At 31.4% G+C, this 25950-nt stretch carries 23 protein-coding genes and 1 other RNA gene; 10 read left to right on the top strand and 14 right to left on the bottom strand.

From position 1 onward, the window contains the following. The first annotated feature begins 5 nt into the window (after positions 1–5). The 5 genes from VK164_RS04605 to VK164_RS04585 all read left to right on the top strand — a co-directional run bounded on the left by VK164_RS04605 (position 6) and on the right by VK164_RS04585 (position 6258). Positions 6–281, top strand: coding sequence for a four helix bundle protein (locus tag VK164_RS04605; protein ID WP_324208229.1), 276 nt, complete (start codon positions 6–8; stop codon positions 279–281). A gap of 115 nt (positions 282–396) precedes the next feature. After that, positions 397–1704, top strand: coding sequence for a tRNA lysidine(34) synthetase TilS (tilS, locus tag VK164_RS04600; RefSeq protein WP_324208228.1), 1308 nt, complete (start codon positions 397–399; stop codon positions 1702–1704). Continuing rightward, the gene (locus tag VK164_RS04595; protein WP_324208227.1) at positions 1704–3707 is read left to right on the top strand and encodes a protein-disulfide reductase DsbD family protein; all 2004 of its coding nucleotides are present in this window, start codon (positions 1704–1706) and stop codon (positions 3705–3707) included. Before tilS ends, VK164_RS04595 begins: the two co-directional genes overlap by 1 nt. Positions 3708–3791: 84 nt before the next feature. Next, positions 3792–5327, top strand: a complete 1536-nt coding sequence (locus VK164_RS04590) for a YifB family Mg chelatase-like AAA ATPase (RefSeq protein WP_324208226.1) — start codon at positions 3792–3794, stop codon at positions 5325–5327. Between the two features lie 16 nt (positions 5328–5343). Continuing rightward, positions 5344–6258 (top strand): alpha/beta hydrolase, encoded by a 915-nt coding sequence (locus VK164_RS04585; protein WP_324208225.1) that lies wholly within the window; start codon positions 5344–5346, stop codon positions 6256–6258. A gap of 6 nt (positions 6259–6264) precedes the next feature. Here the strand turns inward: VK164_RS04585 and VK164_RS04580 are convergent, their stop codons facing one another. From VK164_RS04580 to panB, 7 genes are all read right to left on the bottom strand, one after another. Next, positions 6265–6636, bottom strand: coding sequence for an SET domain-containing protein-lysine N-methyltransferase (locus tag VK164_RS04580; protein ID WP_324208271.1), 372 nt, complete (start codon positions 6634–6636; stop codon positions 6265–6267). Positions 6637–6742: 106 nt separating this feature from the next. Next, positions 6743–8098, bottom strand: coding sequence for a hydroxymethylglutaryl-CoA synthase family protein (locus VK164_RS04575; RefSeq protein WP_324208224.1), 1356 nt, complete (start codon positions 8096–8098; stop codon positions 6743–6745). Between the two features lie 150 nt (positions 8099–8248). Beyond that, positions 8249–9103 (bottom strand): KPN_02809 family neutral zinc metallopeptidase, encoded by an 855-nt coding sequence (ypfJ, locus tag VK164_RS04570; RefSeq protein WP_324208223.1) that lies wholly within the window; start codon positions 9101–9103, stop codon positions 8249–8251. Between the two features lie 44 nt (positions 9104–9147). Then, positions 9148–10491 (bottom strand): hypothetical protein, encoded by a 1344-nt coding sequence (locus tag VK164_RS04565; protein ID WP_324208222.1) that lies wholly within the window; start codon positions 10489–10491, stop codon positions 9148–9150. A gap of 12 nt (positions 10492–10503) precedes the next feature. Beyond that, positions 10504–11274 carry a hypothetical protein gene (locus tag VK164_RS04560; RefSeq protein WP_324208221.1) on the bottom strand — a complete coding sequence of 257 codons (771 nt, stop codon included), beginning with the start codon at positions 11272–11274 and terminating at the stop codon, positions 10504–10506. A gap of 10 nt (positions 11275–11284) precedes the next feature. Next, on the bottom strand, positions 11285–11980 hold the full coding sequence (locus tag VK164_RS04555; protein ID WP_324208220.1) for an RluA family pseudouridine synthase: 696 nt from the start codon (positions 11978–11980) through the stop codon (positions 11285–11287). Positions 11981–12005: 25 nt separating this feature from the next. Beyond that, positions 12006–12824 carry a 3-methyl-2-oxobutanoate hydroxymethyltransferase gene (gene panB, locus VK164_RS04550; protein ID WP_324208219.1) on the bottom strand — a complete coding sequence of 273 codons (819 nt, stop codon included), beginning with the start codon at positions 12822–12824 and terminating at the stop codon, positions 12006–12008. Between the two features lie 59 nt (positions 12825–12883). Here panB and VK164_RS04545 point away from each other — a divergent pair, with 59 nt between their 5' ends. Together VK164_RS04545 and VK164_RS04540 are read left to right on the top strand one after the other, a co-directional pair. Next, the gene (locus VK164_RS04545; RefSeq protein WP_324208218.1) at positions 12884–13318 is read left to right on the top strand and encodes a nuclear transport factor 2 family protein; all 435 of its coding nucleotides are present in this window, start codon (positions 12884–12886) and stop codon (positions 13316–13318) included. A gap of 189 nt (positions 13319–13507) precedes the next feature. Then, positions 13508–15466, top strand: coding sequence for a KUP/HAK/KT family potassium transporter (locus tag VK164_RS04540; RefSeq protein ID WP_324208217.1), 1959 nt, complete (start codon positions 13508–13510; stop codon positions 15464–15466). A gap of 5 nt (positions 15467–15471) precedes the next feature. Here VK164_RS04540 and VK164_RS04535 read toward each other — a convergent pair whose 3' ends face one another. From VK164_RS04535 to ffs, 4 genes are all read right to left on the bottom strand, one after another. Further along, positions 15472–15843, bottom strand: a complete 372-nt coding sequence (locus VK164_RS04535) for a DUF2809 domain-containing protein (RefSeq protein WP_324208216.1) — start codon at positions 15841–15843, stop codon at positions 15472–15474. A gap of 8 nt (positions 15844–15851) precedes the next feature. Then, complete coding sequence (locus tag VK164_RS04530) at positions 15852–17051, bottom strand: SH3 domain-containing protein (RefSeq protein ID WP_324208215.1); 1200 nt, start codon at positions 17049–17051, stop codon at positions 15852–15854. A 3-nt stretch (positions 17052–17054) separates the two neighbouring features. After that, positions 17055–18470: an L-serine ammonia-lyase gene (locus tag VK164_RS04525; RefSeq protein WP_324208214.1), complete on the bottom strand. Its 1416-nt coding sequence runs from the start codon at positions 18468–18470 to the stop codon at positions 17055–17057. Positions 18471–18631: 161 nt separating this feature from the next. Next, an RNA gene (gene ffs / locus VK164_RS04520) (signal recognition particle sRNA small type) lies at positions 18632–18730 on the bottom strand. 88 nt (positions 18731–18818) lie between these two features. Here ffs and VK164_RS04515 point away from each other — a divergent pair. Both VK164_RS04515 and VK164_RS04510 read left to right on the top strand, forming a co-directional pair. Next, a complete protein-coding gene (locus tag VK164_RS04515) occupies positions 18819–19886 on the top strand; it encodes a glutaminyl-peptide cyclotransferase (protein ID WP_324208213.1) in 1068 nt (355 codons plus the stop codon). Position 19887: 1 nt separating this feature from the next. Further along, on the top strand, positions 19888–20568 hold the full coding sequence (locus VK164_RS04510) for a carboxypeptidase-like regulatory domain-containing protein (protein ID WP_324208212.1): 681 nt from the start codon (positions 19888–19890) through the stop codon (positions 20566–20568). Here VK164_RS04510 and VK164_RS04505 read toward each other — a convergent pair whose 3' ends face one another. The 3 genes from VK164_RS04505 to dnaK all read right to left on the bottom strand — a co-directional run bounded on the left by VK164_RS04505 (position 20569) and on the right by dnaK (position 24180). Further along, positions 20569–21519, bottom strand: a complete 951-nt coding sequence (locus VK164_RS04505; RefSeq protein ID WP_324208211.1) for a nitronate monooxygenase — start codon at positions 21517–21519, stop codon at positions 20569–20571. 49 nt (positions 21520–21568) lie between these two features. After that, on the bottom strand, positions 21569–22180 hold the full coding sequence (locus VK164_RS04500) for a hypothetical protein (protein WP_324208210.1): 612 nt from the start codon (positions 22178–22180) through the stop codon (positions 21569–21571). A gap of 116 nt (positions 22181–22296) precedes the next feature. Next, the gene (gene dnaK, locus VK164_RS04495; protein WP_324208209.1) at positions 22297–24180 is read right to left on the bottom strand and encodes a molecular chaperone DnaK; all 1884 of its coding nucleotides are present in this window, start codon (positions 24178–24180) and stop codon (positions 22297–22299) included. A gap of 240 nt (positions 24181–24420) precedes the next feature. Here dnaK and hutH point away from each other — a divergent pair, with 240 nt between their 5' ends. Beyond that, positions 24421–25923 carry a histidine ammonia-lyase gene (gene hutH, locus VK164_RS04490; protein WP_324208208.1) on the top strand — a complete coding sequence of 501 codons (1503 nt, stop codon included), beginning with the start codon at positions 24421–24423 and terminating at the stop codon, positions 25921–25923. Positions 25924–25950 lie beyond the last annotated feature (27 nt).

Raw genomic sequence — 25950 nt, 5'->3', positions numbered from 1 at the left:
GAATTATGAAAAGTTATAGAGATTTAATAGTTTGGCAAAAGTCGATGAATTGGGTTGCATTTGTTAATTCTCTAACATCAAAAATTCCTGAAAGTGAAAAGTTTGGATTAATTTCGCAAATTAGGAGAAGTTCAGTTACTATTCCTTCAAATATTGCTGAAGGTTATGGCAGAAATTATAAAAAAGATTACTTAAGATTTTTACAGATTTCAAGAGGTTCTTTGTTTGAATGTCAAACCCAAATTGAAATTGCAATAAATTTTAGGTTTTATTTCAAGTGAAGATTGTGAAAAAATTAATGATTTATCTATTGAAATAGAAAAAATGCTAAATTCACTAATTAATAAATTATCAAAAAACTAATCCCTTTTCTCTTTTTACTAATTACTTTTTAAAATGCTAATAAAATTCCAAAACCATATCGAACAAAATTTTCCTCAACTGAAAGACAAGAAATTACTTTTAGCGGTTAGCTGTGGTATTGATAGCATGGTTTTGATGCATTTGTTTCAGCAATTGAATTATGATATTGCGATTGCACATTGTAATTTTCAATTGCGTGGAAAAGAGAGTGATGGAGATGAAATGTTGGTTAAAGAAATATGCCAAGATGGATATATTCCTTATTTTATTGAGTCATTTGATACTGAAAAATATTCCAGAGATAACAAACTGTCCATTCAATTAGCAGCTCGAAAGTTGCGTTACGATTGGTTTCAAGAACTTTTATCAGAAAACCAATTGGATTATTTAGTTACAGCACATCATTTAGATGATACTATTGAAACGTTTTTAATTAATTTCATCAGAGGTACTGGGTTGGAAGGTTTAACAGGAATTCCGGCAGAAAATGGAAAAATCATTCGTCCGTTATTGCCTTTTTCGCGAGAAGAAATTGAACATTATGCGACAGAAAATAAAGTTCAATGGAGAGAAGATTCAAGTAATGCTTCTGATAAATATGTGCGTAATAAATTACGTCATAACATTGTTCCTACATTGAAGGAATTGAATACAGGATTTTTAGAGTCGTTTCAAAATACATTATATCATTTGCAACAAGCAAAATCTTTGGTGGAAGATGCTACACATTTGGTTTATGAAAGGGTAGTAGCAAAATCTGAGCAGCAGTTGAAGATTGATTTAGAATTGCTTTTACAATATCCAAATTACAAGGCATACTTGTATCAATGGTTGAAAGAATATGGATTTACTTCATGGGATGATATTTACGATTTGGTACAAGCGCAATCTGGCAAACAAGTATTTTCAGAAACACACATTCTATTAAAGGATAGAACAATATTGCAACTTTATCCTAAAATTAAACTTGACGAACAAACAATTTATAAGATTGAAAAAGAGCAGACTAATCTTAATTTTCCCTTAAACCTTTCTTTTTCAAAAGCTGTTAACATTTCTTTAAATGTAAATCGCATTATATTTGTTGATGTAGATAAAGTTCAATTTCCTTTAGAATTACGTAAATGGTATAAAGGCGATTACTTTTATCCAGCAGGAATGAATGGAAAAAAGAAGTTGAGTAAGTATTTCAAAGATGAAAAGTATTCCCTTTTAGATAAAGAAAATCAGTGGTTATTATGTTCAAATGACCAAATTGTTTGGGTGATTGGAAAACGAGCTGACAATCGCTATATTGCACACGAATCAACACAACAGATATTAAAAATAGAATTAAAATAATGAAAAAACTAACCTACATTTTATTATTACTCACCTTTTTTGCACAAGGTCAAATACAAAAACCAGTAATATGGAGTTCTAAAGTTGAGAAGATATCAGATACAGAGTTTAATCTGATAATGAATGCCACAATTGAAAAAGATTGGCATGTTTATTCACAATTTACCCCTGAAGATGGTTCATTACCAATTGTTTTGACATTCAAAAATCAAAAGGGCAATTTCAAATTAATTGGAAAAGCTAAGGAAAGTCCTTATAAAAAACACTTTAATGAAGATTTTGGTGTTGATGAATATTATTTCGAGAATAAGGCTACTTTAACTCAAAAAGTTCAAATCTTGAATCCTAAAGTGGGTAAAATTAAGGTCAATGTAGATTTTCAAGCTTGTAAAACACAATGTATAAACGATAATGTAGAACTGAGTTTTGATATTCCTGAAATCAAATCAGTTGAAACAGATGTAGTGCTTCCTGCGGTAGATTCGACAAAAAATAATGGTACTACTACAGATTCATCCTTTGTAGAAGATGATTCTCAATTAAAAAAAGTTGCAGTATCAGAAGCTAAATCAATCAAAAAAGAAGATAAAAAAGGATTGTGGTCAATCTTTATTTTGTCATTTTTAGGTGGATTTGCTGCATTATTAACACCATGTGTATTTCCGATGATTCCAATGACAGTAAGTTTTTTTACCAAACAAAGTAAGACCAAAGCAGAAGGTAAAAGAAATGCAATTTTATATGGAATATCAATTATTTTAATTTATGTACTTTTAGGTTCATTAGTGACAGGTATTTTTGGAGCAGATTCATTAAATGCATTGTCAACTAATGTATGGTTCAATTTAATTTTCTTTGGATTATTAGTGTTTTTTGCAGCTTCATTTTTAGGAGCATTCGAAATTGTATTACCCAATTCATGGGCAAATAAAGTAGATCAACAGGCTGATAGAGGTGGTTTTGTAGGAATATTATTTATGGCGTTAGCTTTAGCAATTGTATCATTTTCTTGTACAGGACCTATTGTTGGAACACTTTTAGTGGAAGCTTCTTCAAAAGGAGGCATTGCTCCAATAGTTGGAATGGTTGGTTTTTCTTCAGCTTTAGCGTTACCATTTATGTTATTTGCTATGTTCCCTGGTTGGATGAACTCATTGCCAAAATCGGGTGGATGGCTAAACACTGTAAAAGTATCTTTAGGATTTTTAGAATTAGCTTTAGCCTTTAAATTTTTATCGAATGCTGATTTAGTTTTGCAAGCCCATTGGTTAGAAAGAGAAGTATTTCTTGCGATTTGGATAGTAATTTTTGGAGTTTGGGCAGTATATTTATTTGGAAAATTGACGTTACCTCATGATAGTCCTTTAAGTCATATATCTGTTGGAAGATTATTTTTAGCAATATTAGTTTCTGTATTTACGGTGTATTTAATTCCAGGATTATGGGGTGCACCTTTAAAATTAATTTCTGGATTTCCTCCACCAATGAGTTATAGCGAAAGCCCATATGGAGTAGGAGGTGCTTCAACCGGAGCAAGCCAAGAACTTCCAGAACATGCACATTATGGACCTCATAAAATAATCGCTTTCCATGATTATGAGCAAGGTTTAGCCTATGCAAAAAAAGTAAACAAACCTGTTTTATTAGATTTCACAGGACATGCATGTGTGAATTGTAGAAAAATGGAAGAACATGTTTGGTCAAAAACAGAAGTTTTACCAATTTTAAAAGATAAAGTTGTTTTGATTTCTTTGTATGTTGATGATAAAAGAGAATTGCCTAAAAATGAGCAATATATCTCTAAAGAAACTGGTAAAGAAATAAAAACTATAGGAAATAAATGGAGTGATTATCAGATTACTCGTTACAAGAACAATGCGCAGCCTTATTACATCATTCTTGATAGTGATGGAACAGATTTAACCGAGCAAATAGGTTATACTCCTGATGCTGAAGAATACAAAAAATGGTTAGAAGATGGTATTTCAAGATTCAAAAAATAAATTAAATCCCGAGTAATCGGGATTTTTTATTTCAAAAACTTTTATATATTTGCAATGATATAAGCCATTTAAAAATTATAAGCCATGTTAGTAAAAGTATTCGGAAGCGCCGTATTTGGTGTTGAAGCCACAACCATTACAGTAGAAGTAAATATCGATAAAGGAATTGGCTACCACTTGGTAGGTTTACCTGATTCCGCTATAAAAGAGAGTAGTTATCGCATTGCTGCCGCTCTTAAAAACAACAATTATCAATTTCCTGGAAAAAAAATCACTGTAAATATGGCACCAGCCGATTTACGTAAAGAAGGTTCTGCTTATGACTTAACGTTAGCGGTTGGGATTTTAGCAGCATCATCTCAAATCAAATCAGAAGAAATTCATAACTATGTCATTATGGGTGAATTATCACTTGATGGTGGTTTACAACCTATTAAAGGTGCTTTGTCTATTGCAATTAAAGCCAAAGAAGAAGGTTTCAAAGGATTAATTTTGCCCTTTCAAAATGTAAAAGAAGCAGCTATAGTAGAAGGGCTTGATGTGTATGGCGTTGAAAATGTACTACAAGTCATTAATTTTTTTGAAGGCAAGCAAGATTTGATTCCTACTACAATTGATACTACCGAGGAATTTAATAAAACCTTAGATTTTCCAGAGCATGACTTTAGCGATGTCAAAGGACAAGAGTCTATTAAACGCTGCATGGAAATTGCAGCAGCAGGCGGGCATAATATTATTCTAATTGGTCCTCCAGGCTCGGGAAAAACGATGTTGGCAAAACGTTTACCAAGTATTTTGCCACCTATGACTATGCGAGAAGCTTTAGAAACTACCAAAATTCATTCTGTGGCAGGTAAAACAAAGGATGTGGGTTTGATGGCACAACGTCCTTTTAGAAGTCCACATCATACAGCATCAAGTGTAAGTTTAGTTGGTGGTGGTAGTTATCCACAGCCTGGAGAAATTTCTTTGGCACACAATGGCGTTTTGTTTTTAGATGAATTGCCTGAATTTAAAAGAGAAGTTTTAGAAGTCATGCGTCAACCGTTGGAGGATAGAGAAGTTACTATTTCACGTGCTAAATTTACAATTACCTATCCATCTTCATTTATGTTGGTAGCAAGTATGAATCCTAGTCCGGGTGGTTATTTTAATGAACCTAATGCACCAGTAAGTTCTTCTCCAATGGAAATGCAACGGTATTTGAGTAAGATTTCAGGACCGTTATTGGATCGAATAGATATTCATATTGAAGTTATTCCTGTTCCGTTTGAGAAATTGACCGAAACTCGAAAAGCAGAAGCTAGTATTACTATTCGAGAAAGAGTTACAAAGGCTAGAGCAATACAATCTGCACGATTTGAGAATTTTGAACATGTTCATTATAATGCACAGATGAGTAGCAAATTAATCAGAGAATTTTGTACTTTAGACGATGTTTCCTTACAATTATTAAAAACAGCAATGGAGCGATTAAATTTATCAGCTAGAGCGTATGATCGTATTTTAAAAGTTGCTCGAACGATTGCTGATTTAGAAACAGTGGAAACCATACAATCCCATCATATAGCTGAGGCTATTCAATACAGAAGTTTGGATAGAGAAGGTTGGTTGGGTTAATATTAAAGTAAACTACATGAAACCATTTTTTTTATTTTTATTGTTTTCAAATCTTGTTTATTCACAGGAAATTCCTCAAGTTACTTCGGGAACTATTGAGCGTATTGAAAATTTTCAATCCAAATTTGTGTCATCCAGAAATATTGATATTTGGCTACCTGAAGATTATGTATCTACTAAGCAATATAACGTTTTGTATATGCACGATGGGCAAATGCTTTATGATGCCGAACAGACTTGGAATAAACAGGCATGGGAAGTTGATCTAGTTATGTCTAATTTATTAGCTGAAAATAAGAGCCAAGATGTAATTATTGTAGGTATTTGGAATGGAGTTGAGACTAGACATTTTGATTATTTTCCCCAAAAAGCATTTGAAATGCTGACACCAAAACAACAAGATTCAATCTATAATTTAGAGCGTTCGGAAGCTGTGAAGTATTTTAACGGAAAAGTAAATTCAGATAATTATTTGCAATTCATTGTAAAAGAATTAAAGCCTATGATTGATAAAAAGTATTCTGTTTATCAAGATAAAGAGCATACTTTTATTGCGGGTAGTAGTATGGGTGGTTTGATTTCGATGTATGCCATTTGTGAATATCCAACCGTTTTTGGTGGAGCCGCTTGTTTATCAACGCATTGGCCTGGTGTTTTTCATGTGACTAATAATCCGATACCAAAGGCTTTCTATCGTTATTTGAATGAAAATTTACCCAATCCTAAAGATCATAAAATCTATTTTGATTTTGGTACAGAAACATTAGACGCTGTATATGAACCATTACAAAATGAAGTTGATAAAATAATGGTTAAAAAAGGGTATGATGCAACGAATTGGATGACCAAAAAATTTAAAGGTGAGAATCATTCCGAACTTGCATGGCAAAAGCGACTTGATATTCCTTTTGTGTTTTTATTTGGAAAGTAGGTTTGTTTAAGAATGTTTTTTCCAGTATTTTTTTCCATAACTGCAAAAAATTTCACTACCAGATTTAATGTTTCTAATAGCGATTAAACAGACGTTATCTTCTTCATCTAGCGCAATTTTTGCGTTATTTTTAAATGATGATTTTGAAAAGGCTTCGGCATCGTTGGCATATTTAGCAAAGCAATCTACAAACATTGAATCCATAATAGAGCCATCAACCATGCTGATAAAATACTTATCGTTTTCATTTTCGATACGATAGACAATTTCATCTTCTGATAGAATTTCTCCTTTGAAAACGGCAATAATTTCATCTTTATAAATATTAATTGCGGTATATAAACCTTTGCCAGCATTTAGTAATTGAGAATTTTCAATGTATAAATAGTCGGATTCAGGTGCTTCAATTTTTAATGAGAAATGTTTCAGAAGTCAAATATTTAGCAATAGTATAGCAAATATAAGCAAAGTGCTTGAAACAAAACTACTCTATAAAATTATAATAACGAGCTCCTTTTAAAACAGGGTTTTCATTTTCAATACGATCCAAAACAAATTCGTTTTTAGGATGTAAAACTGCAGATTTCAATTCTTTTTTATGTAGTTTTTCGTAGGTTGTAAAATCAATTGCTGTGCGATTTTCTAGAGTTTCAAAAAGTTTTGTTTTTAGAATACTATTTTTCCAATCAGGTTGTATTTCTGCTTCAAATACTTTTGATTTTGAGCCGCTTCCATAAGCGATAAAACCTATTTTTTTGCCTGCTAAATCGTTGTTTTCTTTTGTAGCATAATATAAAGCGGATAGTAAACCTAAGAAAATTGACCCTGTGTAAATATTTCCAACTTCTCCAGAGGCTATTTCTGATGGATAAATTTTAGATTGTACCAACTCCATGTATTCTGGAGATTTTGTCAATGCTTTCATTTTATCTTTCAAAAACGCTCCTTCTTGTTTATCTAATAAATCTTGGTTTTCTTGTGCAAAAATTTCGATAAATGTTCTTCTACCTTGGAAACAGTAGGGAAGGTGCATCAAAATTAATTCCCAATTATTAAAAATTGTTTCTTCTTGTTTGCTTTCTGTTTTATAATGTTTGTAAGCCTCTGTAATTCGGTTGATGTAACAAGTATTGGAATATTGACCATCAAAGACAGGCTGGTCTTTTATAATGGTGATTTCAGACTCTAAAACATCAAACCAATTTTCATTTGTAGCCTTTCCAGTAATTGCTTCTTTTTGAATAGTATGTTTTGGTTTGAAAAAATCAAAAACGCCTGATGTAGCAACGCCAGTTTCTTTAGAAAAATCAATTATTTTTGGGTTTACACTAATTAACATAGCAATTGCTCCTGCACCTTGCGTGTATTCTCCAGTTGAGTTTAGGTCATATTTAGCATTATCTGTAGCAATGACTATAGCTTTTTTTGTAGGGTTTAATCGGATATAATCGACACAGGTTTGTAAGGCATCTACTGCACCAATGCAAGCAAAGGTTAAATCTACTACATCGCAATTTTGTAGAGAATTTTTTCCAAATTTAGATTCAATTAAATTTAAAATATAAGAAGCTAAGGGCTTTGAATTATCCACACCACTTTCAGTTCCTATATATATTTTTGCTATAGAAGCAAGATTAATATTTTCTTGTTCAATTAGTTTAACAACAGCATTTGCACCTAGTGTAATCACATCTTGATTAACATCTAAAAAACTCATTTTTTGCAAACCTAATCCTTTGATTAATTTGTCTGGCTCAATTGCTCTATTTATTGCTAAAGTTGAGATTGGTAAATATAGCTTTGGTATATCAAATTGAATGGCATCTATTCCTACTTTCATTTTTCTGAAAAATTAATTTCCAAAATTAAAAAAGGTATGCTCAAAAAATGCTTGAACATACCTTAAAAATGTCTTTGTTGCTATCGATTTACGAATAATGTAAAAACAAATAGCTATTTTTTTATTCTGTTAAAAAATAAACTCAAAAGTTTATAATTCTTCAGCAAATGTATCGTGTTGTTTAATATCTCCTGATTTAAATCCTTTCATAAACCATTTCATTCTTTGTTCGGAGGTTCCGTGTGTAAATGAATCGGGAACTACATGCCCTTGCATTTTGCTTTGAATGGCATCATCACCTACAGCATGAGCGGCACTTAGCGCTTCTTCTATATCACCAACTTCAAGATTACTTTGATTATAATGTGCCCATAAACCGCCGTAAAAATCGGCTTGCAATTCTAAACAAACAGATAATTTATTAGCATCAGCTTCACTTTTTGATTGTTGCAATTGTCTCACTTTTGCTGAAGTTCCCAACAGTGTTTGAACGTGGTGTCCTACTTCATGAGCAATTACATATGCGATTGCAAAATCTCCACCTTTAGCGCCAAAACGTGTGCGAAGTTCTTCAAAAAAAGTTAAATCCATATAAACTTTATGATCGCCTGGGCAGTAAAATGGACCAGAAGCTGAGCTGGCACCACCACAAGCAGTTTCTACTGAACCAGAAAATAACACCATTTTGGGTTGTTCATAAGTGCCTAAATTATTTTCTTCAAATATTTTAGTCCAAATATCTTCAGTATCTGCAAAAACTGTTGAAACGAATTCGCCCATTTCTTTTTCTTCAGCGGTAAGTTCGCGTTGTTCTACTTGTTCAGTTTGTTGCGTAGCTTGGCTTTGTTGAATACTATCTACAAAAGGTGCAGCATCAGGGAAAAACATTTTTACTAATAGAAAAACAATGGCTAAACCACCACCACCTGCAATTATTTTACCACCGCCTGACATTCCTCTACGGTCTTCCACATTGTCACTTTGACGTCTACCTCTCCATTTCATACTTAATTATTTTAGGGATTTTGTTTACTCAAATATAAAAAAAATTAGATTCCAAATCGAAATCCTAGATAAATATCAGCTTGAGTTGAATCATTCATTACTGCTGTTACTATTGAACTAGACCCCATAAAGAAACCGCCTAATCTAAAGCCAAAACCTGTAGTAAAATTAGAAACCTCATTTTGAGATAAAGGAATATACAATTCATAGTTTTTTCCAGAAAAACGAGGTGTTATTGTGATTACATTTTGAATAGTTGTAAAATCATTTTCTGAATCATCAGAGAGTTTTTGCTGGGTATAAGCTGAAACATACCATTTGTTATAAATATGATAATCTACATAGGCATTAATTACTGCTGGCAATTTGATTTTAAAGTCTTTACTAGAATTTTCAATTGTTAAGTAACCACTACTTACTAGTACATTTTCTATATCTGTAATACTTTCTGAGCCATCAAATTGATTTAAGTTTAGGGCTTCAAATCCTTGAATTTCAAGAGCGTAATTTGTAGAAACGTTGTTATCAGACTTAAATGTCATTGTACCTACATTTCGAAAGCTTAAACCTGCATTTAATTTATATCCATTTGCGTTGGTATCATCTGTTTTAGGTTCTTTTAATTGGTAATTAAATCCTATTTCAGCTCCAAATCCGTTCAATCCACCAGCAAAAAGTTTGCTATAATTTGAACTATCGGTATAATTTTCGGCTAAACTGCCAGAATAAGAAATATTTACATTTGCTGTAGCATTTGTTAAATTCACATTACCGAAAGTATTTGTAATATTTCCTTGTAAATTAGAAACACCTAAATTCATATAAGAACCGGGAAATAAAAATTTAATTGTTGCACCTAAATTGAAACGGTGTTTGTCTGTGTCAAAAATATTTCTTGATACAGCTAATCCAATTTCACCCCAAGTTGCAGCATTTAAACGTTGGTTATAATTAGAATTTATAGCTGCGGTTCCTACAAAAGAATTGGTTAGAGCATTTCCTAAATTTACATCAACATCAATAGCATTTGTTTTAACGTTTGCCGATGAAAAAATCCCAAATCCCCATTTATTATATTTTATTGCAAAAGAAGGCCCATTTATTAAAACATCTAAGCGAATATTAGCAGGCTCAGTTCCAGTAAAAAAATTATTTTCAATGTTGTCTCCATTCATTAGTTCACTGAATGTTATTTTATTATTTGAAACATTTGTACTGAAATTAAATACACTCACTTCATATTTGTAAGATAAATTACTTAATTCTGCTGGATTGACATTTGCATTCAAGATACCTACTCTTTTACTTGTATTTATCCCAGAAAAATGTTCTTGAGCCATTCCAAAGAAACTGACCAAGAGTACTGATATATAAAATATTTTTTTCATATGTACTAAGTTTTATTCTAAACCAATTTCATCTATTGCAGATTTATCATCAAAACCTATGGCTTGTGCATAAATGGCATAATACATAGAATATAGGTATGAAATTGTAAAAATTAGACCAATGCATAATGCAAATATTCCAATGAGCATTCCAATACCTGCAATTATAAGCGCAATAATAATAATGAATGGTTGTTTAATAAATAATTGAATACTCTTTGTAATCGCTTCAATGTAATTTTGTTCACCATAAATAATTAATGGAATTGTAAATGTTGAAAATAAAGCAATAACAATTTGAAATAACATATTTAGTAATTCAAATTCCATAAAAGTTAGTAGAGAGGTAACAACAGCAGTTGTAAATCCAATTATTAAATAACTCATAAAGATTTGTTTAAAAAAAGGCGCCTTATAAAAATCAAAGATTGTTCCTATTTGAATTTCTTGATTGGTATTTGCTAAATGATTTAAGTGAATAAAACCAGCAGTAATAGGAGCAAACAATGCACTAAAAAACATCGTTACGATTGCATTACCAATAATAAAAGCAGGTTCTGTTGCTTTCATTTCAATAGAAGTCATGGTTTCACTAATATTAGCAAAACCATAGATAACTCCAAAAATACCCATATAAATAATAATCATTACTATGGATATAATCAGCATCCCTAATCCTGCAATAAGGAATGTTTTCTTAAATGTTGCAAAACTTTCGTCAATAAGACTTCCTAGGTCTAAGTTGTAGCCTTCTCGTACTTTTTTTTCAATAATTTCTCTCATAGTTTTTAATTTATATAGATTTCCAAATTGCATCATTTGGAGTGGATGCAATAAAATTACATTTTTCTTTTGTAACTGGATGAATGATTTCTAATTTTCTTGCATGCAGATGTATGCCTCCATCTGGGTTGCTACGATCAAATCCATACTTTAAATCTCCTTTTATAGGACAGCCTATTGCTTGTAATTGAGCTCTAATTTGGTGATGTCTGCCAGTATGTAAATCAATTTCTAAAACAAAATAATTGTCTAATTTTTTAATGATTTTATAGGTTAAACTAGCTTGTTTGCTGTCAGGTACTTCTTTTAAGTGTGCTTTTGAAGTATTGTTTTTTGGATTTCGTTTTAAAAAATGAATTAAAGTATCTTTTTCCTTGGGCGGACAATTTTTCACAACTGCCCAATACGTTTTCTGCGTTTCTCTATTTTTAAAAGTTTCGTTTAAACGAGTTAATGCTTTAGAAGTTTTTGCAAATACTACGATTCCTGTAGTGGGTCTATCTAATCGGTGTACTACTCCTAAAAAAACATCTCCGGGTTTGTTGTATTTTTCTTTAATATATTCTTTTACAACATCAGATAATGGTTTGTCACCTGTTTTATCTCCTTGTACAATATCACCCACACGCTTGTTGATAACAATAATATGGTTGTCTTCGTGCAGAATTTGTAGATTGCTTTTAGTTGAAACTATTTTTTCTGTCAAAATATACTAATTACTCGAACTGTTATTAATATTGTTCATTTTGGTTAGGAAAATCTTTCGATTTAACATCAGTTACATATTGACCAATTGCTTTTGTCATTTGGTCATATAAATCTAAATAACGGCGTAAAAATCTTGGGCTAAATTCGTTGTTCATCCCCAACATATCATGAATTACTAATACTTGACCATCAACACCTCCACCAGCACCAATTCCAATGACAGGTATGGAAATACTTTTGGCTACTTTTTCTGCTAAAGCGGCAGGTATTTTTTCCAAAACTAATGCAAAGCAGCCTAATTTTTCAAGCATTTTAGCATCTTCTAACAATTTTTCAGCTTCAGCTTCTTCTTTAGCTCTTACTGTGTATGTCCCAAATTTGTAAATAGATTGAGGTGTTAACCCTAAATGTCCCATGACAGGAATTCCAGCATTTAATATTTTCTTGATAGAATCTTTTATTTCACTTCCACCTTCTAATTTAACAGCATGTCCACCACTTTCTTTCATAATTCTGATGGAAGAACGCAAAGCTTCTTTAGAATCAGATTGATAACTACCAAAAGGTAAATCTACTACTACTAAAGCTCTTTCGCATGCTCTAACCACACTAGAAGCGTGATATATCATTTGATCAAGTGTAATGGGAAGCGTGGTTTCATGACCTGCCATTACATTACTTGCTGAATCACCAACTAAAATCACATCAACGCCAGCGCTATCCACAATTTTTGCCATTGTATAATCATAGGCAGTTAACATGGAGATTTTTTCTCCATTACTTTTCATATCAATTAATGATTTAGTGGTAATTCTTTTGTAATCTTTTTTTGCTACTGACATTTTGAACTATTTTAATGTAACAAAATTAACTTTTAAATACTTATAATAAAAACCAATTTATGAAGAATTTACTTTTTATTTTATTATTTGCAACGATTCAGCCCGTTATAGCTCAAGAATCAAGTCCAAAAAAAGTTGTGGATGATTTTTTTTCTGCTTTTCATGCTAAGGATACCACTGCAATAAAACAATATTGTCATTTAGAAATTATTTTGCAAACAATTGCGAATACTAAAGAAGGTAACAAGCTTGAATCTGAAGTGTTTAGTGATTTTTTAAAATCGTTAACAACAATTCCTACTAACATGAAATTTCAAGAAAAATTATTGGATTACAAGGTAGAAATTGACGGAAACTTAGCACATGTTTGGACGCCTTATGAGTTTTATATTAATGATAAATTAAGTCATATTGGAGCAAATTCATTTACACTTTATAATGATAATGGAAGTTGGCAAATTATTCATTTGATTGACACCCGCAGGAGAAAATAAATTTCTTAAAAAAATATTAAAAAAATGTAAACTCCTCTGTATATTTGCAATCGAAAAAATAGAATATACAATCTTTTATTTGCTCAAATAAAGTATGATTTAGGTTAATTAATCTAGAAATTTCTTTGATAGAACATTATAAAAATATGCTATTCTAGATGAAAAGTTAGCTAATTATTTTCCAATTTTATGGGACATTCAACTACACAAAAAGTTACAGCAGCCACATTATTAGTAGCCTTAGGAATTATTTACGGAGATATTGGTACAAGTCCTTTGTACGTAATGAAGGCAATTGTAGATAAACGACCAATTTCAGAATTATTGGTTTATGGAGGAATATCATGTGTATTTTGGACATTGACTTTTCAAACAACATTCAAATATATTATTCTAACACTAAACGCCGATAACCATGGGGAGGGAGGCGTTTTTTCATTATACGCATTAGTAAAACGATTTGGTAAAGGAAGGCTAGTGATTCCAACTATTTTAGGAGCAGCAACTTTGCTTGCTGATGGTATTATTACACCACCTATTTCTGTTGCTTCAGCAGTTGAAGGATTAGAAGTGATAATTCCAGACATTCCTACAATTCCAATTGTAATTGCAATTTTGTCTGGTATTTTCTTGTTTCAACGTTTTGGAACCCAAAAAGTTGGTTTCTTTTTTGGTCCAGCTATGGTGATTTGGTTTTCAATGCTTTTTATTTTAGGTTTCACTCAAATTATTAACCATCCTGAAATCTTAAAATGCTTAAACCCTATGTATGCTTATCGTTTATTGGTAGAGTATCCACATGGTTTTTGGTTATTAGGAGCTGTATTCTTATGTACAACAGGAGCAGAGGCTTTATATTCTGATTTAGGTCATTGTGGAAAAAATAACATTAGAATTACTTGGGTATTTGTTAAAATATGTTTGGTAACCAATTATTTAGGACAAGGTGCGTGGTTAATGTCTGAGCAAAATAATTTCTTAGAAGGTAGAAATCCTTTTTTCAAAATCATGCCAGATTGGTTTTTGTTATTTGGAATTGCTATAGCAACAATGGCTGCCATTATTGCCTCTCAAGCATTAATTAGTGGATCGTTTACTCTAATAAATGAAGCAATTTCCCTAAACTTTTGGCCAAGAATTACATTAAAAAATCCCACTAATAACAAAGGTCAAATTTATATTCCATCTATCAACTTAATCCTATGGTTAGGTTGCGTGGCTATGATTTTATACTTTAAGAATTCGGCACATATGGAAGCTGCTTATGGTTTAGCTATTACACTTGCCATGATGATGACCACATTATTGTTGATGTATTATTTGTATTATCGCTTGCGCTTTAATAAGTATATTATTTTGGTTATTTTCATGCTTTTTGCTTTTATTGAAGTTTCCTTCTTTATTGCAAATATGAAGAAGTTTCCCGAAGGAGGTTTTGTAACATTAATTATTTCAGGACTATTTTTTACAGTAATGTATATTATTTTCTTTGGTAGAAGATTAAATAATAATTTTACCAAATATGTTCCTTTGAGTAATTATAGAGATTTATTAGTTGAATTATCAGCAGATAATACTTATACTAAATATGCAACACACTTAGTTTATTTGACTAAAGCTGATAAAACTTCAGAAATAGAAGAAAAGATTATGAAGTCTATATTTGCTAAAAAGCCAAAACGTGCTGATGTATACTGGTTTTTGCATATTCATAGAACAGAAGAACCTTTTACCCTTGATTATGAAGTAATTGAATTGATTAATGATAAAGTAATCAAAGTAAACATTAATGCAGGATTTAGAGTTCAGCCTAAAGTTGAGTTGTATTTTAAAAATATCATTAAAGATTTAGTTGACAACAAAGAATTAGACTTACATATTAGACCAGACGGTTCTTCAAAATATAATTCTGAACCAGACTTTAAATTTGTGGTATTAGAAAAATTCATCTCTTTTGAAAATGAATTCTCATTCAAAGAAGGTTTCTTATTGAATTCTTACTTTACACTAAAAGGATTAGGAGTTTCTGATGAAAAAGCCTTTGGATTAGATAAAAGTGATGTTGTGATTGAGGAAATTCCTTTGATTTTCCATCCCGTAACAGATTTAGTACTTAAGAGAAAGTTGCATATCAAGAATGAAGAATAGTATAACTATTTATTAATTTTTAGCACATAATAATCGATGAAATAGGCAGCAATAGTTCCAATTACTAAGCATATTAAGTCGATGAGTAAAAATCCTTGCCCTAAGATATAATGTCCTAGGGTTGTTTTTCGAATTGCAATTAGCCAATCGAATTGTATTAGTTGAAACAATTCAATACAAAAACAAAAGAGTAAACTCAATAGGAGTGATGTTGTTTTTTTTGAATCTATAAGTAGGAATCGAAATCCAAAATAAATTAATACGGCATATAAAATATCTCCTATAAATAAAGAGATACCTATAATTTTTCGGGATAAAAGACCAACAAAAACAACCAAAATCGCAACTATAAAATATACTGAGCGTTTGCTTTTCATGTTATTTTTTAGCAATAATAAATAATCTCAATAGAAAAGAGCTTTCCATTTTTGAAATAAACAATAATATTACCCGAATCAAGTGGAAATGAATAATTATGTGGTTCTCTAAAACTAAAACTTAAATAGTTACCAAATTTTAAAACAAAATCTTTTTCAGTAATTTCTTGTGTAATAATATCCTTTGGATTTAAGATAAATTTGGTGGTATTGTTGAAAAAAACTTCAACTAACTCAGCTTTATTATTCTCCTTATCGACACTTATGATGAATTCAGGATAATAGTAAATAACTGGACTAATATACGAATCACAACCAATTTCTTCGGTTTTAATTTCGGTTGGTTTGCCAAATTTTTTAATCAAATTAGTATATGAGATCATATAACTTTCACTTGCTAAACCATTCAATTCAAATTCAGCATTTTTAAGATATTCTTCAATTTTTGAAAAATCTTTATCGATAGGGATGTTATTGGCAATAAATATGTTAAATTTAGTTGTTTCAATCAATTGTTCATCATTCAGTTGTTTGGCTACTTCAAGAAACCTATTTAAAGCAGGAAGCTCTTTTTCTCTTTCACTGTTATATGATAATTCTACTAATCGTTCTGCAATTGTTTTGCGTTCTGAAATATTTGATTTTTCAAGCTTATCAAACTTCGAAATCAAATCTTCATAAATTGGTCTTTTTCCGAGATATTTTGCTTGGACAAACTGAGCATATTTTGGATCAAAAGAAGTTCCTATATTTACCCATTCTTCTGGGTTTACCGGAATATAGTCAACAGAAACTGCTTCACCATTTAATAGTATTTGTTTTATTGTAGCTGATTTATTAGGTAAACTCCTTACTTTTAAACCTGCAACAGTAACAAATAAGTGATTTCCTCCATGAATACCATCACCACCAACAATAATTGGGTTTGATGCATCTACAATATTTTTATCATAGCCACTCATGGAAGTTCTGATTAAATCCTTTTTTACATATCCAACGGTAAAATTATCTGATTTAACTTTTAACCAGCCAATATTTTTATCTTCTAAAATTTCAACTTCAGCACCATATTTGAAATAACCAAAAAAGTTACTTGTTGTAGAAGGTTTTTCATACAATCTCGTGTCTTTAATTATCCAAAAACGGTCTTGAGCAATCAAAAGTGTGTGCACAAAAAATAGCAAAATAGCAATAAGAATCTTTTTCATAAACTAACAATCAGCCAATCCAACACCTACAGCTAAGCCTCCTTCTGAAGTTTCTTTATATTTAGAATTCATATCTTTTGCTGTTTCCCACATAGTGTTAATTACTTTGTCTAAAGGTACTTTTGCATTTTTTGCATCAGTTTCTAAAGCTAATTCGGCTGCATTTATTGCTTTTATAGCTCCCATTGTATTTCGTTCAATACAAGGAATTTGTACCAATCCACCAATAGGATCACAGGTTAATCCTAAATGATGTTCCATGGCTATTTCGGCTGCCATTTGCACTTGTTCTGGTGTGCCACCCATTAATTCGCATAAAGCTGCTGCAGCCATTGCAGATGATACACCAATTTCTGCTTGACAGCCACCCATTGCTGCTGATATAGTAGCTCCTTTTTTGAAAATACTTCCAATTTCACCAGCAACCATTAAAAACTGTTTGATTTCTTTTTCACCAGCATTGTGATTTTCGATGACTAAATAATACATTAGTACTGCAGGAATAACACCAGCACTTCCATTAGTAGGAGCAGTAACCACACGACCTAAAGATGCATTTACTTCATTTACTGCCAAAGCAAAACAACTTACCCATTTTAATATTTGTCGAAATTTTACTTCCGTTTGACGAATATTTTGTAACCAAGAATATGGATTGTCATATGGTAATACACCTATTAAATTTTTATGCATGTCATAAGCACGTCTTCTAACGTTTAATCCACCAGGTAAAATTCCTTCGGTGTGACAACCAATATACATACATTCTAGCATGGTATCCCATATACGAAGTAATTCATTATGTATTTCTTCTTCACTACGCATAGATTTCTCGTTTTCGTAGACAATTTCAGATATTTTTTTGTTTTCAGAAGCACAAAATTCTAATAATTCTGTTGCTTTTTCAATAGGAAATGGGAAAGCGCATTTTATTGTTTCACTAGATTTATCTTCCTCTTCTTTAACTACAAAACCACCACCAATAGAATAAAATGTAGTGGAATATTCGCCACTATCTGTGAACGCTGTGAATGTTAGTCCGTTGGCATGAAAAGGTAAAAAATTTCGATTAAAAACTATATCTTTTTCAAAACAAAAAGGGATTATAATTTCATTGCCTAAGAAAATTTCCTTTTTGTTTTTAATGGCCGAAATAATTACGTCAATACTTTCAACTGGAACATATTCAGGATCAGCGCCACTTAATCCCAACATAATAGCTAAATCTGTAGCGTGTCCTTTCCCTGTTAACGATAAAGAACCATATAAATCCACTTTTACACGATTGATTGAATCAATTATATCTTGATCGCGCAATTCGGCTAAAAAATTTTCAGCAGCACGCCAAGGGCCTAAGGTGTGTGAACTTGAAGGACCTACACCAATTTTTAACATGTCAAAAACAGAAATACATTCCATACCTAAAAGAGTTGTATAATATAGTTACAAATATAATTAGGAATTCGTAAAATAGTTTGGTAATTTTAGTTTTATCACAAAAAAAGAAGTGTTTTTTTGCATTTTGTGAATAAAATAAAAAATCTCCGCAAAAGGGAGACTATAAATTTAAAAGAAACAAAAAATGGCAAGCTCCCTACATCGCACCGCTACAACCGCATACCTTTGCTGTGTTCCCACCCTGGAGGAGTCTGCAGGAGCTGGTCGTGTAGGACTTGCCGCTGCAAATATACAATCTTTTTATATTTTTGCAAGTCAATTGTGAGTATAAAAAATCATTGTATATTTACGTTATTAAATATTTCAATCATGTTAAAAGTTAAGCTATTCGCTTTCATAGTATTAAGTGTAGTTTCTTCGGCTTGTAAAGAAGATGAAAACGAGTTAAAAAAATTATTTTCTTTTGATGCGTCTCATTTAAAACAAGTATATAAGTTAGAAGAAAGTGTTGATTTGGTATTGTCGAATGAAAAAAACAAGACTATTGATTCAGTAGTATATTTTATTAATGAAACCAAAATTGGTGCTGTAAAAGGAAATGAAAAGCTTCATTTCGGATTAGAGAAGCAAAAATTAGGCAATCAAGACATTAAAGCCTTGGTTTACTTTGAAGGAAAAAATATTGATATTACAGATAGTTTTTCTATTTTTTCAAGTATTACGCCAAAAGTATTAAGCTACAAGATAATTAATACTTATTCACATGATATGAAAGCTTATACGCAAGGTTTTGAATTTTATCGTGATACCTTATATGAAGGAACAGGAAATGGAGCAGGGGCAGGCACAGGAACAAGAGGTAAATCTAGCTTAAGAAAAGCAGATTATAAATCAGGAAAAGTTCTGAAAACTGTAGAATTAGCAGATCAATATTTTGGAGAAGGAATTACGATTTTGAATAATAAAGTTTATCAATTAACATGGCAAAATAAAGAAGGCTATGTTTATGATGCAGCTACTTTTAAGAAAGAAAAAACATTTACCTACGAAACGGAAGGTTGGGGTTTAACCAATGATGGTAAGCAATTGTACTTAAGTGATGGTTCTGAAAAAATCTACATTTATAATCCTGAAACATTGAAGGTTACTGATTTTATTTCGGTTTATACTCAAAACTCAAAAATTGAATCTATTAATGAGTTGGAATGGATTGATGGCAAAATTTGGGCTAACATTTATGGTAAAGATGCTATTGCTATTATCAATCCAACTAATGGTTCTGTAGAAGGTGTATTGAATTTGAGCGAGCTTAAATCAAAAGTTACCAATCATCCAGATGTTGATGTATTGAATGGAATTGCTTATAATCCAAAAACAAAAACAATTTTTGTCACAGGTAAAAACTGGGACAAAACCTTTGAAATTGTAGTAGAATAATTTGGCAAAAAAAATTAACATATCGATTCCTGAACCTTGTCATGAAAATTGGGAAGGTATGTCATTAGTTGATAAAGGAAGATATTGTCATTCTTGTTCAAAAGTGGTTTTTGATTTTACAAAAGCTTCAGACAAAGAAATCATAGCGCATTTAAACAATAATAAAAATACTTGTGGAAGATTTTTAAATGTACAATTGAACAGAGATTTAATTGTTACCAAGCAAAAATCATCTTATTGGGTAATTGCTACAACTGGATTACTAAGTTTTTTTGGAGTTGGCTCTCATAACTCTTATGCTCAGGTAAAACAAGACACGATTCAAACAGATAAAGTAACTTCTCTTACGAAAGATTCTATTTTAAATCCAAACCTTCTACATAAAGTTACTGGAATTGTTACGGATGAATTAGGTCCGGTATTAGAAGCTAATGTCTTTGTAAAAGGAACAATTAGAGAAACAAAAACTGACTTTGATGGTAAATTTGAAATTGAAGTCACAGATGGAGAAATTCTAATTGCTACATTTTTGGGAAGTAAAAAAGAAATTCAGATAGAAAAAAATAAAAATAATTATGAAATTATTTTTGACCCACCAATGTTTTTAGGAGAAATTGTTTATATTGAAAAACGAACGTTCATTGGCAGACAAATACAAAGTATTCGCAATTGGTTTAGATAATTAAGAAACTATTTTTTTTACAATATCTTTTATTGGTAAAATTGCTGTAGTGTTTTCAATGCTAGGACCTGCTACCCAAACCGTTTTGTAAGTTACTTGTGTAGCCGCTTTTTCAGTAGCTTTCATTCCGATATAAAAACGAATCATTTTTACCCATTTTTTCAAGCTTTTGTTCTTGTTCAAAAGCGTTTCTATCCAAGATTGTTTTGTGCCTACTTTTTGAACATAAGGTGTATTGATAACCGTACAAGGTGTTCCCGAAATACGTTCAGTCATTACAATATCTTTTGCACCATAATCCACACATGCTTGTTTATATTCTTGTGAAACACCAGCTTCGTTAGATGCAATAAACGGACTACCTACAGAAACGCCAACTGCACCATAGCTCAACATTGTATCTAAATCTGATTTTTTGCTTACACCACCAGCTGAAATTACAGGTAGTTTTGTATTTTCGTTTAATTGTTTAATTAGTGCTTCGGGATCAATATTTCCACGGTGACCACCCGCTTGGTTATTTACTGCAACAAGCGCATCAGCACCTAGACTTTCTACTTTTTTTGCAAAGGATAAATCAGTAACATCGCAAAAAACTTTGATACCAACTTTATGTGCTTCACGAATTGTTTCTTCTGGCGAACCTAGTGATGTTAGAATAAAATCTACTTTTTCTTCACATAAAATACGTAATTGCTCTTTGTATTTTACGTTTGATTTGTTTACAATTAAGTTATAACCAAAACTTCCACCAGGAACTTTAGCCGCTTTTAATTCATGGATTGAAGCTTTTAACTCTTCTAATGTTCTATAATTTAATGCTGGAATACAACCTGCAATGCCACTTTTCATGCCTTCAATTACCATTTTAGTATTTGATACTAAAAACATTGGAGCCATAATTACTGGATGTGTAATTTGTAAAAGTGAAGTTAGCGGTTGCTTTTCCATACTATTTTATTTTTTTTTCAAATATAAGAAAAAATATTATGCATGCATATTACTTTTTCTTTTTTGGAGCTCCTTTAATTTCATATTTAGCAGAAGTTGCATTATATACATATACACTATTTTGTGTTTTTGTTTTTAAATTAAAGCTTCCATCTGCATTAAGCATAAATTCAAAACCTTCACTTCTGTTTTTTTCTACATCATGTGAAGCGGTTTTATTTGCATCTAAAAAAACTGTTTCTTTGATATGAGATGCTTTGTGTACGTTACCAAGCAATAATGTTTTGCTTTCGATGTCCCAAAGTTGATCTTCAGTTACAACTCCATTTTCTTTTTTTAATTTGGTATCTACTTTAATTTCTTCTTTCCAGTTTATATGATAGAATTTTTTTCCATTTGTGGTATAACTTTTTAGTGTAAAACTGGAAGGTTTAAAATCAGGTGTAGTAATTTTTTTTATTTCTAAAGTATCAATTTTACTAGTGTTTTTCACAAATAGAACTACTTTTTTTTCTTTATTTAGGGTAATTATTTCTGCTGTAACATTATCTGCCGTAGCTAGAACAATTTTTTTGGTTGTAGTAGTTTTTGATTTTGATTTTTGAGCAAATGTAGCAGTTGAAATTAGTACCAATGCAAGAAATAGAAAGACTTTTTTCATAATAGTAGGTTGTTGAATTAAGTTCCTAATATACAAAAAAATACATAGGAATTATTATTAAATAAAAAAACCGAATCATTGCTGACTCGGTTTTTAAATTATTTACAATTTGTAGATTATTTCACTTCTTCGAAATCTACATCTTGCGTTTGGTCTCCTGAAGTGTTTGCTTGTGGTTCAGCTTGAGAAGCTCCTTGTTCTTGAGATTTATACATTTCTTCTGTAGCTGTTTTCCATGCTGCATTTACATTGTCTAAACCTTTTTGAATAGCTTCTAAATCTTGATTTTGGTGAGCCATTTTCAACTCAGTTAAAGCAAATTCAATAGCTGTTTTGTGTTCAGCAGTTAATTTATCACCAATTTCTTTTAATTGACTTTCTGTTTGGAAAATCATTGAATCAGCTTCGTTTAACTTGTCTGCTCTTTCTTTAGCTAATTTGTCAGCTTCAGCATTCATTTCAGCATCTTTTTTCATTTTTTCAATTTCTTCTGGAGTTAATCCTGAAGAAGCTTCAATACGAATATCATGCGATTTTCCTGTTCCTTTATCAGTAGCTGATACTTTGATGATACCATTAGCATCGATATCAAAAGTTACCTCAATTTGAGGAACTCCTCTTGGTGCAGGTGGAATACCATCTAAATGGAAACGACCAATTGTTTTATTATCATTTGCCATTGGTCTTTCTCCTTGTAAAACATGGATTTCTACCGATGGTTGATTATCAGCTGCAGTTGAGAAAACTTGCGATTTTCTTGTTGGGATAGTTGTGTTAGACTCAATTAATTTTGTCATAACACTTCCCATAGTTTCAATACCTAATGAAAGTGGAGTAACGTCTAATAATAATACGTCTTTTACTTCACCAGTTAAAACTCCACCTTGAATAGCAGCTCCAATTGCTACTACTTCATCAGGATTTACTCCTTTTGATGGTTTTTTGTTGAAGAATTTTTCAACTTGCTCTTGAATAACTGGGATACGAGTTGAACCACCTACTAAAATAACTTCATCAATATCAGAAACTGATAAACCAGCATCTTTTAAAGCTTTAGCAACTGGTTCCATTGAACGTTTTACTAAAGATTCAGCTAATTGTTCAAATTTAGCTCTAGTTAATGTTTGTACTAAGTGTTTTGGTCCAGAAGCCGTAGCTGTAACGTATGGTAAATTGATTTCTGTTTGAGTAGAAGCTGATAATTCAATTTTTGCTTTTTCAGCTGCTTCTTTTAAACGTTGTAATGCCATTGGATCTTTACGTAAGTCAACACCTTCTGTAGCATTGAATTCGTTAGCTAACCAATCTATAATTACTTGGTCAAAATCGTCACCTCCTAAGTGTGTATCTCCATTTGTAGATAATACTTCAAAAACCCCGTCTCCTAATTCTAAGATTGAGATATCAAAAGTACCACCACCTAAATCGTAAACTGCGATTTTTTGGTCTTTACCTTGTTTGTCTAATCCATAAGCTAAAGCTGCTGCTGTAGGCTCATTGATGATGCGCATTACTTTTAAACCAGCAATTTCACCAGCTTCTTTTGTAGCTTGACGTTGTGCATCGTTAAAGTATGCAGGAACAGTAATTACTGCTTCAGAAACTGAGTGACCTAAATAGTCTTCAGCTGTTTTTTTCATTTTTTGAAGTGTCATTGCAGACAATTCTTGTGGAGTATATAAACGACCATCGATATCAACACGTGGTGTATCGTTGTCACCTTTTACCACTTTGTAAGCTACAGTTGAAGCTTCTTTTGCACTCTCAGTGTACTTGTTACCCATAAAACGTTTGATAGAAGCAATCGTTTTTGTTGGGTTAGTAACTGCTTGTCTTTTTGCCGGATCTCCAACTTTAATTTCACCACCTTCTACAAAAGCAATTACAGATGGTGTTGTTCTTTTTCCTTCTGCATTTGCAATTACAACAGGTTCTCCACCTTCCATAACAGCCACACAAGAGTTGGTTGTTCCTAAGTCGATTCCAATAATTTTACTCATTTTTATACTAGTTAGATTTTAAATTTCAATTTTAAACTCGATGTCACTAATTCAAGGATTGTGCCAACTCTAATTTATATTGAAAATGTCAGGATATTTGTTTTGTCAGTAAAAAACACACTGACAAGATGTCATTTTTTGCAGTATTTTCATTATATCACATATTAATCTTGAAAATAGTAAAAGTAATATTTGCTTTTTTAGGTTGGTTTACGGAATTTTGGACTTTAAAATTTTACAATGGAAACCATACATTATATCAGTTCTGATTTACTTTCTTTAGAAAAAATCAATGAAATTATTTTTCAAGGACAAAAATTAGCTTTATCGGAAGAAGCAAGAGTTAATATTGAAAAGTGCAGAAAGTATTTAGATGATAAAATGCAATCACACAATGGTCCCATATATGGAATTAATACAGGATTTGGATCGTTATGCAATGTGAAGATTTCCAATGAAAATTTATCAAAACTTCAAGAAAATCTTGTAAAATCGCATGCGTGTGGAACGGGGGAGGAAGTACCAAGTGAGATTGTAAAAATAATGTTATTACTTAAAATACAGTCTTTAAGTTATGGACATTCTGGAGTACAATTAATAACTGTTGACCGTTTGATTGATTTTTACAATAATGATATTTTTCCAGTAATTTACACACAAGGTTCTTTGGGTGCATCTGGTGATTTAGCACCTTTAGCACATTTGTCGTTGCCTTTATTAGGTGAAGGCGAAGTATATTTTGATGGATTTAGACAACCAGCAAGTAAAGTTTTGGAAAAAATGGGATGGCAACCAATTGTTTTGCAATCTAAAGAAGGTTTAGCTTTACTAAATGGAACGCAATTTATGAGTGCATATGGTGTTTACACGTTGCTTAAATCATGTAAGTTGTCTTATTTAGCAGATGTTATTGCTGCAATTTCATTAGAAGGATTTGATGGAAGAATAGAACCTTTTACAGATTTAATACATTTGATAAGACCTCATAAAGGACAAATTAAAACGGCTGAATTTTTTAGAGATATTTTAGAAGACAGTGAAATCATTGCACAACCAAAAGTACATGTTCAAGATCCATATTCGTTTAGATGTGTTCCACAAGTGCATGGTGCTTCAAAAGATGCCATTGATTATGTGAAAAGAGTATTTCGTACAGAAGTAAATTCGGTAACAGATAATCCAAATGTATTTGTAGGAGAAGATTTAATTATTTCTGGTGGAAATTTTCATGGGCAACCTTTAGCTCTAGCTTTAGATTTTTTAGGAATCGCTTTATCTGAGCTGGGAAGTATTTCAGAGCGAAGAACATATCAATTAATTTCTGGATTAAGAGGATTGCCTGCTTTTTTAGTAAACGATCCTGGTTTAAATTCAGGGTTTATGATTCCTCAATATACTGCAGCAAGTATTGCTAGTCAAAATAAACAATTAGCAACACCAGCAAGCATTGATAGTATTGTTTCTTCAAACGGACAAGAAGATCATGTGAGTATGGGAGCTAACGCAGCAACAAAAACATTACGCATTGTTGATAATCTAGAACGAATTTTAGCAATAGAGTTGTTAAACGCATCACAGGCATTAGAATTTAGAAGACCTTTAAAATCGAGTGAGTTTATAGAAAGTTTTGTAAAATCGTATCGTGACGAAGTTCCATTTGTTTCAGAAGATAGAATTTTGCATTATGATATTGAAAAATCGATTGCTTTTTTAAATAGTTTTCAAATAGATATTGAAGATTAATATAGAGAATTAAAAATAAAAGCTATT

The organism is Flavobacterium sp. (assembly GCF_035299005.1).
Lineage (GTDB): Bacteria > Bacteroidota > Bacteroidia > Flavobacteriales > Flavobacteriaceae > Flavobacterium.
Note: the sequence above shows the minus strand (reverse complement) of the source record. Positions and strands in the feature narration are given on the sequence as shown.